The sequence below is a fragment of the Protofrankia sp. Cr1 genome (assembly GCF_963555865.1).
Classification (GTDB): Bacteria; Actinomycetota; Actinomycetes; order Frankiales; family Frankiaceae; genus Protofrankia.
Window position 1 is genome coordinate 1 of record NZ_CAUVXO010000131.1, and the last position, 9,456, is coordinate 9,456.

Consider the following 9,456-nt stretch of genomic DNA (forward strand, 5'->3'; position numbering starts at 1 on the left):
ATTCGATCTTTCGACTCTGTGACGCGGCTGGTTGGCCAGGGTGCGGCACGAGTGTGGTTAGCGGCCGGCGCTGGCCTGCTGTCCACCTATGAGGGCGGCTAGCCCGTCGAGTACCCGGGCCAGGCCGAACTGGTATGCGTGGTCGGGGTGATAGGCGCTGCCATGGGCGGCGCCGGCGGCAGTGCCGACTCGGGCCGCAGTGGGGTAGGCGGTCGAGTCGAACACGCGGGCCAGCAGGGGTGCGTTGGCGGCCCACCATTGTTCGTCGCTCATCGTGCTGTCGAGCTGTGACGCCCGGGTGCTGATGGCCGCCCGGGCTGCGGCCTGGACGAAGGTGAGCAGGTAGGTGAGGGCGTCGTCGATGGCGACGTCGTCAAGGCCCAAGCCGTTGAACGCGGACAGTTCGTACTCATATTTCGCCATGAGCCCGGGCCCGAGGGGTGGCCGGGCGGTGGATACGTCGGCGATCCACGGGTGCATGTCGAACAGGGCCCGGTTCTGTTCGGCGATGGCGGTGAGCCGGGACCGCCAGGACTTCCTGTCGACCGGGAGGCGTTCCATGCGGAGGTATACGGCGTCGAGCATGAGGTCGACAAGTTCAGCCTTGCCGGGGACGTAGGTGTACAGCGCCATCGTTGAGACGTCGACGGCACGGGCGACGCTGCGCATGGACAGCCCGTCCAGGCCAGCCGTGTCGGCCAGCGTGATCGCGGCGTCGACGACCCTGTCGACGGACAGTCCCTGCTTGGGTCCGCGCGCCGACTGCCCGAACCCGGGCTCGCGCCACAGCAGCGCCAACGTGCGAGCTGGATCACCTGAACCGCTTCGGTAAGCGGGCATCGCTCGCCCCTCGCCTACGTTGTACGACGTACAGAGTACCGTGTACAGAGTTCTTTGCCGGCAAGTCGAGGAGTCCTGATGCAGGTCACATCCACCACCCTTTCATTGACGGTCGACGACGTCGCAGCCTCCCGCGACTTCCTCGTCGATCACTTCGGATACCGGGAGAGGGTCGTCGCCGAAGGTTTCGTCTCCCTGGGCCGTGACGATGCCGCCGTCGACATCGTGCTGCTGCGGCGAGGGATCGAGGTGCTACCCGAGGGTCTGCGCGACCAATCCGCGGCCGGCGTGATCGTCGCCCTGGTCGTGGCCGACCTTGCCGCGCAGGAGGCGCGACTGCGTCGGGAAGGGGTGCCGATCACGATGCCGATGCAGGAGGAGGAGTGGGGCGAGCGGCTGTTCCAGGTCACCGACCCGAACGGCGTCGTCATCCAACTCGTCGAGTGGGTCGAGGGCGGGCGCTCCTGGGCCGGCGACCGAAGCTGATCGGACCACGCACTGCCCGCCATCCGACGATCAGGGAGAGCGGGATCATCATCCACGACGTCATCCGCGTCCGCGGCGCCCGGCAGAACAACCTCGACGGCGTCGATGTCGATGTCGATGTCGATGTCGACATCTCCAAACGCAAGATCACGATATTCACCGGGGTATCTGGATCGGGGAAGTCGTCGCTGGCGTTCGACACGATCGCGGCGGAATCCAGACGGCTGCTCAACAAGACCCATGCGGCGTTCGTCCAGTCGCTGCTACCCAGCTCCGGCGGACTTGGTCGCGTACCGCGTCGTGGCGCTTCTTCGTGACACCGCTGTCCTCCCACGTGCGGAAGAAATCGTAGAACCTGGGCCAGGGAGGGAATCCCGCCGGCAGCGCCCGCCACACGCAGCCGTTGTGCGTCACCTACAGGATTGCGTCGACGATTTCCCGGCGGCTGGTGCTTCTTCGGACGGCGGTCCTTCTTCGGCGCGGGCAGAAGCGGCTCGACCACGTCCCGCTCCTCATCCGAATCCGACAGCTCCGAAGTCCCGACGGTCCCGACCTGGCAGCAGGCGCCCACCCACGCCGCAAGCCGTCACGAAGGCCACACGCCGCCTGTACCAGACAAGATCCCGAACGGGCTCCACGAGGGCCCACCATAGATCGATCACGGATGCGCGCCCTTCCGGCAGGTGTATCGGGAGGAGTGCGCAGTGCGCACGGCGGCCAGTCGATGTCCGTGGAACTGTCGGATACAGCATCTACCGTGTACCGATACCGATACCGATACCGGAACAGGAAGGCGGCCGACGTGAGCGACATCCTCGCCGAGCTCGCGCGAGTCCGTGACGCCTTCGACAAGCCGACCCTGCGGCTGCTCGATCGCAAGTGGGCGCCGTTGGTCCTCGCTGTCTTCCGCACGACGTTCACCCGTGACCAGCGCGCTGTCGCTGCCGAGCGCCTGCACCAGCAGGTCGACAACTATTTCGACGAGCTCCGTCTCGCTGGCGAGCCTGTCCCCGACGGTGTGGGCCGGGCCCTGTGCATGCAATGGCTCAGTCACAACTGGCTCGTCCGCACCCGCGACGACGACGGCGCCGAGCACTACACACTTACCTCGTACACCCTCGAAGCGCTCGACCTCGTCCAGTCCCTTGCCCGCGACCGCACCCTCATCAGCGAGTCTCGCATCCACACCATCCTCGACGTCGTCCGCCGCTTCGCCACCGAAGCGAACCCCGACCGGCAGACGCGCATCGAACGGCTCAACGCACAGATCGCCGAGCTGACCGCCGAACGCGACCGTCTCGAAGCCGGCGGCGACATCCAACCTGCTACCAACGACCAGATGCTTGACGGCTACACGAATCTGTTGTCGCTCATCGGGCAGTTGCCCAGCGACTTCAAGCGCGTCGAGGAAGCCGTCGCCGCGATGCACCAGCAGATCATCAGCGACTTCCGGGGTGAAACCCGTCCCATCGTCGAGGTCATCGACGACTACCTCGCGAAGTCCGACTCGCTGATGAAGCTCACCGCTGAAGGGCGTGCGTTCGAGGGTGCGTTCACACTGCTGCGGGACGAGCCGCTGCTGGTCGACCTGCGCCGCGACCTCGACATCATCCTTACGCACCCGTTCGCGCAGGCACTCACGCCCGCCGAGCAGCGCGAGTTCCGCCGCACAGTGAAGATTATCCAGGAGGGCATCCGTGACGTCCTCACCCAGCGGCAACGCTTGTCCGCGACGCTGCGCGACCACATCGTCCACTACAACGTCGTCCATGACCGGGAACTCGACGTCACCCTGCGGCAGATCAACCTGCAGCTCGCGAGTTGGATGCGCGCCGCCGGCCCACGCTCCAGGGTCGGCATCGAAGTCGTACCCGCGAAAATTGACGTCAAGCACCTGCGAGAACGTTTCTGGGACCCCGCCGAAGACGCCCTGCCACCGCCGCTGGAGGAAGTCTCCGACACCGTCCCGCCCGTACTAGACCTCGACGCCATCCGCAACCAGGGCGGCCCCACCCTCACCCGACTCGGCCAAGAGCTCATCGCCGCCACGGCCGTCGGCGAGGTCGACAGCATCGCGGCAGTGTTCGCGGCATTCCCGGACGACCTGCGTCGGCCCGTCGAACTCCTCGGACTCATCCACCTGTTCCTCGGTGCCCGGGCCGACAGCCCCGACAGCCCCGACAGCGACATCACCGACGCCGGAGCGCACGTGGCCGCATTCGCACGGGAGGAACGCGTGGAAGCGGTCCGCCCTGACGGTGCCCGCCGCGTCTTCGCCATGCCGGTCCTGCCGCTGCGCACGGCCGCCGCCGACGTCCTCGCCGAAGGAGTCAGCCCATGACCGCCACAGCCGGCGCCACCTACGGTGACCGCAGCACCAGCCAGCCGGCCCAGCGGCTTACTGACGATTACAGCGAGCAGAAACCGATGGCCGTCCCCGAACCTGTCATGACGGGCCTGGCCGACGATCTCGACCCCGACGATCTGGACCCCGACGACGAGTTCGACGACGAGTTCGACGACGCTGGCAGCGACGCGTTCATCAGCGGACCCGGCGTCGTTGAGGATGTCGACGTCGACGGCCGCAGCGTGTCGCTGTTCGAAGGCGACGAAGGCACCCTCACCTATGAGCAGCGCCGTACCCTCGTGTACCTCCTCAAACACCGCTACATCAGTGCCGAGCAGAACCCCGCCGAATGGCGCACCCTCATAGACGCTCAGGTTCCATTGCGGTCCCGGCTCAACGACCTGTTCCTCGACCTGCACGTCGATCTGCACGCCCAGATCGCGTTCAAGCGTCAAGCTGTCCCCGAAGGCGACGGGCGCTTTCCCACACTGCTGCACGACGTCGCGCATACCCGCGAAGAAACCATTCTGCTGATCTTCCTCCGGCAACGGTTCCGGTCCGAACGCGCCGACGGTACGGACGCGGTCCTCGTCGACCGCGAAGAGCTTCTCGACGCCGTTGCGCACTTCCGCCCGCCGGGTGCCAACGACCGCTCCGGCGATGCCCGCAAGGTCGAGAACGCGATCGTGTCGCTGCAGCGCTCCGGCATCTTACTCAAGACCGCGGATGAACAGCGGCTGCGTGTCGCCCCCGTCATCGAAGTCCTCTTGCCGCTGCAGCGCCTGCAGGAGCTCCTGGACACCCTTCTCACCCTCAACGGCCAGATCCCCGCAGCCGACGCGGGCAACCGCACCCTCGCGGCCCAACTCGACTTCGGCGCCGAGCCCACGGCCAACAGCACCGGCCCTGGGGAGGACCTCGGCTGGATCGACGCAGCTGACGACGACACCGACACGACAGGACGGTGCGCATGAGCCAACCGGCGCTGCTGCCTGATCCGACCGAGACCGGCGAGACCCAATGGATTGCCGAGTCGATGCAGCTGGTCAACTGGGGCGGGTTCCACGGCTGCACTCTCATCGAGTTCGACGCGGAAGCGACCCTGGTCTCTGGCGCGTCCGGCACCGGGAAATCGACCGTCCTCGACGCCTATCTCGCGCTGATGATGCCGTCGGACACCCCGTTTAACGGCGCCTCCAACGATGCGGCTGCCGGCCGAGCCCGCAACTCGGAGCAGCGCAACCTGCTCACCTACCTGCGCGGCAAGACCGACGACAGCCGTGAAGCCGGCACCGGAGCGCTCACCGACAAGGTGTTGCGTGGCGTCGACGGTCCCACCTGGGGCGCGATCGCGTTGACGTTCGCCGATGGTGGCGGCCGCCGACTCACGGTGCTACGTGCCTACCACGTGTCGCGTGGCGCTGTCGCGTCCAAGGACGTCATGATGAAGATGGCCACCCTCGAAGGGCGTCTCGACCTGCGCGAGCTCGAGCCGCTCGCTGCGGCCAAGTTCGACAAGGGCACTCTGAAGACCCGCTGGCCGTCGATGTTCGTCGCGACCTCCTACACCGAGTTCGCGCAGCGGCTGTTCGACCGGCTCGGCATCGGCGCCGGAGGAGACGGCGCCAAGGCATTGCGGCTGCTCGCCCGCATCCAGGCTGGGCAGCAGGTCCGCACCGTCGACGGGCTGTACAAGGCGATGGTCCTCGAGCAGCCCGCCACCTACGTCGCCGCCGACAACGCCGCCAAGCATTTCGACGACCTCGACGCGTCCTATCAGGAGATGCAGACCGCCGCGGCGAAGCAGCACACCCTTGCGCGGCTGCCACAGCTGTGGGACGAGCGCGGACAGGCCCACGCCGACGAGAGACTCATCGACACATTCGGCGCCACTCGCACCGGCGACACACCATTCCTGCTGTGGCAGCTGCGCACCCGTGACCGACTGCTCGACGTCGCCACACGCACCGCGCTTGAGTCCCGCCCGCTGCTCACAGAGCGCACCCGCGCTGCCCGCAAGGAGCAGACCCGGCTCAAGGGCGAAATCGCCGGTGTCGAAGAGGCGCGACGCGCTGCCGGCGGCGACACCATCGAGCGCCTCAAAGCCGAGATCGAAGCCGCCCAGGGCGCCCGCGACACCGCCCGGGACCGTCGCAACCGCTTCGCCGCGAGCACCATCGACCTCGGCATCGACCCGGCGACAGCAGCCGACTTCGCCGCCGCGCAGACCGCCGCGCGGACATTCCTCGGCGAGCTGCCCGCCACGCTCGAGGAGCTGGCAGACGAGCAGGCGGGCCTGCGCAAGAAAGGCTGGCCCGCGCAGGCCCGCCGCGCCGACCTCGACGCCGACCGTAACTCGCTCACGGGGCGCACCGGCCGTGTCCCGCGTCGGTTGCACGAGGCACGCCTTGCGATCGCGGCCGCCGCCGACATCGACCCGGCCCAGCTGCCGTTCGTCGCCGAGCTCATCGACGTCGCACCCGGCGAGCAGGAGTGGCGCAAGGCCGCCGAAGTCACCCTCTACTCGATCGCGCGCATCCTGCTCGTCGACGACCGTCGCCTGCGGCAGCTCTCACGCGCCATCGACCCCATCCGCCTGCCGATCCGCGTCCAGTTCGAAGGTGTCGCACTCCGCGCCCACGCAGAGGAGCCCGGTAACCCGCGTTACGTGTCCGGCAAGCTGCTGTATAAGGAGTCCCCGTTCAGCTGGTGGATCCGCGAGCGTGTCACCCGCCGCAGCACCGACCACCTATGCGTCGAGACGCCTGCGGACCTCGACGGCGACGGAGCACGCGTCACCCGCAACGGGCAGACTCGCAACGGCCGCCGCGGCGCGCACGGCGACCTCACCGACGCATCCGTCATCGGGTTCTCCTCCGCCGACCGGCTCGCCGAGATCAACGCTGAGATCGCAGCCCTCGACGTCTCCCTCGGGGACCTCCTGCGCCGTGAAGCCTCGTTCGGCCAAGAGGGGCTGCGGCTGCACCAGCTCGAGGGCGCGCACAAATGGGTGCAGGCCACCGAATGGGCAGACATCGACGTTGACGGCAGCCAGGCGTACCTGACTGGCAAGCAGGGCGAGCTCGCCCGATTGCTGACGGCACATGACGTCCTCGCGGCCCTCGACGAACAGCACTCCGGCCTAGAACAGCTGATGTCGGAGGTGCAGGCTGAGTTCGTCCGCGCGAACGACCGCCTCGTCGTTGTCGAGGCCGAATACGCGAAGCTGTGCGAGCAGCAGGACGAGACGACGCTCGCGATCGACCACATCGATGCCGACGGCACCGTCACACTCACCGACAGCCAGCGCGACTACCTCGACACGGTCTTCACCGACGTCGGCAGCTTCGACAGCCTCGCCGACTTCGACCGCAGCCTGCCAAAGATCCGCTCCCGCCTGATCGAACGAACGTCCCGCGCCCGGGAGAAGGTCTCCGAAGCGACCAACACCTTGATCGGCACCTTCGAGCAATTCCAATCCCGCTGGCCCGACCCGAACCGCGGCGTCGGCATCGACTCCTACCCCGAGTACCGCGACATCCTCGACAAGATCGTCGCGGTCGGCCTCGCCGAGCGCCGCCACGAATGGCGCCGCCGCCTATCGGAGTGGAGCGGGCAGGACCTTGTCCCTCTGTCGGGCGCGTTCGGCGCCGCGTTCGACGAGATCCGCGCCCGCCTCGACCCGATCAACGACATCCTCGCCGCCCTGCCGTTCGGCCCCGCGAACGACCGGTTGCGCATCTCGCTGAGGGTGCTTCAATCCGACGATGTCGCCCGGTTCCGCAGACAACTCGCGCACCTCGCATCCGGCGTCACCGACGACGTCAGCGACGAGCAGGCCGAGCAGCGGTTCCTGCAGCTGCGGTCGTTCATCGCGCTCCTGCGCAAGCCTGACGACGGTGCGAGACCGGCCGGCGTCAACCGCGACGTGTACCTCGACGTGCGCCGGCACGTGGAGATCACCGCCGTCCGCGTCGACGTCCATGGCCGCGAGCTCGCCACGTACGCGTCCCTCGGCGGCAAAAGCGGCGGCGAGACACAGGAGCTGATGGCGTTCGTTGTCGGCGCCGCGTTGCGCTACCAGCTCGGCGACGAGGACCGCCGGCCACGATTCGCCCCCGTGTTCCTCGACGAGGGCTTCATCAAGTCCGACTCCGAGTTCGCCGGCCGGTCGGTCCAGGCGTGGAAGAAACTCGGATTCCAACTGATCGTCAGCGCTCCACTCGACAAGGTGACCGCGCTCGAGCCAGCCATGCCGCTCATCCTCACCGTCACCAAATCCCCAAAGGGCTACTCGCACGTGACCCGACTATGCGGCATCGACGACGAGACCCCGGTCTCCGTTACCAACCCGGCCGGGCCACGCACGTGAAGACGCCGGAGCAGGTCGTAACCGAGGTGACCGCCCGGCTGCGCCGCACCTGGCCGCAGGCGGCGAACCACACCGCGCTCCGCCGGACCGCCCAAGCTGAAGAGCAGACACCAGGGGTTATCAACCCGCCGGCGTGGCCCCACTCCTTCCCCCTCGGAGCACCGAACAAGGCAGACCTCGAACAGCACTTCGCCGCCTACCAGGGCCAGGCACTCGCCTGGCGGCAATGGCACACCCGCCACGCCGGACGCGGCGTCGACCTTGTCGACGCAACACGCCGGGTTCACAGCACTATTCAGGCCATCCCCACACACCTGCGGGTGCAGGACGTCGAGGCGGCTGCTGCGCTGTGCGGCCACGACTGGACCACACGCCTCGCGCGGGGCAGGAACCGCGCCGCCACGCTCGTCGAACGATTCGGGTCGCAGGAGGACCTGCCGCGGATGCTGCGCGAGGTCGACGACTGGACCGACGTCGACTTCGCACTGCTGTGCGACGCCGCAGCGTGGTTCCGCGACCACGATGCCACCGGCCTCACGCCGCGGCAGGTTCCCGTGCCCGGCATGCACGCCAAGTGGCTCAACACGCGCCAGCACCTCGTCGCCGAGCTCGCCGGTCTAGACACGCTGCCAGTCTCGCCAGCGCACCCGGCACGCGTCCACCTCACCTACCTCGACCTACACCACCGCGCGGCCGGTGGCCGGCACCATGACTGCATCAGCATCGGCGACCGCGTCCAGCTGGGGTACGAACCGCAGGTGGTCGTCATCTCGGAGAACAAGGACACCGCCGTCGGTTTCCCACCGGTGTCCGGCGGCGTGAGCATCGAGGGCGGCGGCTTCGGCGGCGCCACAGCCGCCGCCTTTCCGTGGCTGATCGCCACGCCACTCCTCGTCTACTGGGGCGACATCGACGCAGCCGGCTTTGAAATCCTTAATGGCTTTCGAGCCGACGGCGTCCCCGCCGTCTCGATGCTCATGGACATGACGACGTTCGAACAGTACGAACAATTCGGTACCTCACTTGACCGTCGCGGCACACCACTCGGCCCAGGCAGACGTCGCGACGTACCGCATCTGACTGCCGACGAACGCGCCATGTACCACGCCCTCACGGACCCCGCCTGGACACGGCACCGACGGCTCGAGCAGGAACGCATCCCGCTCACAGACGCGCTCACCGCACTACGACTACTTCAGCCACGCACATCTCGTGCAACCGCGCCCCAGCCAGCTCCGATCAATGTTCGTTACTCGTGAGCCGATCGGTCTTGTGGGCACCCCGCAAGACCTCAGGCTGCCAGGGCGCCGGTGGGCGCCGGTTACCGGATGATGATGAGCCGTGCCGAGTAGCCGGAGCTCGCGCGGCCGTGAACCAGAAGATCGCGAGATGACGGTGCGCGAGATCTTGA

The 9,456-nt window shown here is 67.7% G+C and carries 7 protein-coding genes and 1 pseudogene; 6 read left to right on the forward strand and 2 right to left on the reverse strand.

The annotated features are described in order from the left end of the window. Positions 1 to 57 precede the first annotated feature (57 nt). Entirely contained in the window at positions 58 to 840 is a 783-nt protein-coding gene (locus U9980_RS12715) for a TetR/AcrR family transcriptional regulator (RefSeq protein WP_322768093.1), read from the reverse strand. Positions 841 to 918: 78 nt separating this feature from the next. Between U9980_RS12715 and U9980_RS12720 the strand changes: the two genes are divergently transcribed. Continuing rightward, positions 919 to 1,326, forward strand: coding sequence for a VOC family protein (locus U9980_RS12720; protein ID WP_322768094.1), 408 nt, complete (start codon positions 919 to 921; stop codon positions 1,324 to 1,326). Continuing rightward, positions 1,323 to 1,604 (forward strand): annotated as a pseudogene (locus U9980_RS12725) (excinuclease ABC subunit UvrA); the annotation flags it as partial. The gene U9980_RS12720 and the pseudogene U9980_RS12725, both read left to right, overlap by 4 nt. On the opposite strand, the gene U9980_RS28535 reads toward U9980_RS12725, so the two are convergent. Then, on the reverse strand, positions 1,555 to 1,740 hold the full coding sequence (locus U9980_RS28535; protein WP_416210259.1) for a transposase: 186 nt from the start codon (positions 1,738 to 1,740) through the stop codon (positions 1,555 to 1,557). The pseudogene U9980_RS12725 and the gene U9980_RS28535 sit on opposite strands and share 50 nt — an antisense overlap. A 388-nt stretch (positions 1,741 to 2,128) precedes the next feature. Between U9980_RS28535 and U9980_RS12735 the strand changes: the two genes are divergently transcribed. The 4 genes from U9980_RS12735 to U9980_RS12750 are packed head-to-tail and all read left to right on the forward strand — an operon-like array spanning position 2,129 to position 9,304. Then, positions 2,129 to 3,667 carry a DUF3375 domain-containing protein gene (locus U9980_RS12735; protein WP_322768096.1) on the forward strand — a complete coding sequence of 513 codons (1,539 nt, stop codon included), beginning with the start codon at positions 2,129 to 2,131 and terminating at the stop codon, positions 3,665 to 3,667. Then, on the forward strand, positions 3,664 to 4,647 hold the full coding sequence (locus tag U9980_RS12740; protein WP_322768097.1) for a DUF4194 domain-containing protein: 984 nt from the start codon (positions 3,664 to 3,666) through the stop codon (positions 4,645 to 4,647). Before U9980_RS12735 ends, U9980_RS12740 begins: the two co-directional genes overlap by 4 nt. Further along, complete coding sequence (locus U9980_RS12745; protein ID WP_322768098.1) at positions 4,644 to 8,045, forward strand: ATP-binding protein; 3,402 nt, start codon at positions 4,644 to 4,646, stop codon at positions 8,043 to 8,045. Before U9980_RS12740 ends, U9980_RS12745 begins: the two co-directional genes overlap by 4 nt. Then, positions 8,042 to 9,304: a Wadjet anti-phage system protein JetD domain-containing protein gene (locus U9980_RS12750; RefSeq protein ID WP_322768099.1), complete on the forward strand. Its 1,263-nt coding sequence runs from the start codon at positions 8,042 to 8,044 to the stop codon at positions 9,302 to 9,304. Before U9980_RS12745 ends, U9980_RS12750 begins: the two co-directional genes overlap by 4 nt. Positions 9,305 to 9,456 lie beyond the last annotated feature (152 nt).